Annotated in this window: 1 protein-coding gene; it reads right to left on the bottom strand. The window is 45.6% G+C overall.

All coding sequences use genetic code 11. From position 1 onward, the window contains the following. On the bottom strand, positions 1–1335 hold a 1335-nt coding region (locus J2S17_RS28730; RefSeq protein ID WP_307480812.1), incomplete at both ends, for a condensation domain-containing protein.

Below are 1335 nucleotides of genomic sequence, written 5' to 3'. Positions count from 1 at the left end.
AGAAGCGACACTTCTTTTACTTCAAGCGGCAGCTGTTTTAATACTAACTGTAATGGCTGATCTCCTTCCGTTGTAAAAACGGTTCGGAGAATATCATGCCGGACCGCCAGGTCCTGGAAGCTGTCCTGTACATGCGTGGAATCTAAATCCCCATTGACGATAAAGCTTAACTGTTCAAAATAGGCTGGTGAATCCGGATTTTTTAGCCCTTCAAACAGAATTCCTTCCTGCATCGGACTCAACGGGCGAATCTCCTCTACTAACTCAGCGGGATGAATGGTTTGTATTTCCTTCCAGGCATCAAGTGATAGGACTGCGTATCCAACATCAGATGGAGATATCAAGCTGTTTTCTTGAGCGATGCAATAATTAACGAGTTCATTCAGGTGACGTTTGAAGCTTTCCGCAAAGGTGCGAATGGTCGCATCTTGATATTCCCAACGGTTAAAGCTAATGCGGAATTGAAGGCATCCTTCAAGCGTCATGCCGTTCATTTCCAATGCATGGATTCGATGATTTTTCATTCCAAGTGACACTCCACTGGAAAGTGGTGACATCTGCCATGCTTGTTCTCCTATCCCGGCGTGATCCCCAAAATCACCTAAGTAATTGAAGCCGATTGGTGATGGACTCATCTGTTCTTTTTCATTTCCCTCGCCTAAATAAGCGAGGAGGCCAAAACCGATGCCTTTATTAGGAATGCGTCGCAGCTGCTCTTTAACCATCTGTATGCGTTCTCCCGGATCATAGGATCCGGAAAAGCTCAGTGCTACAGGAAACATCGTTGTAAACCAGCCAACTGTTCGAGAGATATCAACAGTGTCGTCTCCGATGGACTCCCGTCCATGTCCTTCAAGATCTACAACTACATTATCCTTTCCTGTCCATTCTTCCGTTGCGCTAAGCAGGGCGGTTAATAATAAATCGTTGATTTCTGTCCGGTACGCTTTGTTCGCATCCTTCAAAAGGTCATTGGTTTCTTTTTTAGTAAACTGTATCGTGACATGTCGTTCATCTGACATACGATTATTTACGGCATCTCCATCTTTCGGGAATGGAGTGACCGTTGTATTTAGAACTTTTCTCCAATAACTCTGTTCCTTTTTGACCTTTCGGCTTTGACCATATTCAGCTAAAGCCTCAGCCCACTGTTGAAAGGAAGCTGTTTTCAATGGGAGCCGGATGGCTTCTTTGTGTTTAGCTTGGTCGTATCCAGTTGCTAGGTCTTCCAGTAAGAGGCGCCAGGAAACCCCATCGACCGCAAGGTGATGAATGGCAAACAAGAAATGGTCGCCTCTTCCCGTTTTGAATAGTACGCCGGCGACAAGCGGACCC

This window comes from Cytobacillus purgationiresistens, from assembly GCF_030813235.1.
In the GTDB taxonomy this organism is placed as follows: Bacteria; Bacillota; Bacilli; order Bacillales; family Cytobacillaceae; genus Cytobacillus; species Cytobacillus purgationiresistens.
Note: the sequence above shows the minus strand (reverse complement) of the source record. Positions and strands in the feature narration are given on the sequence as shown.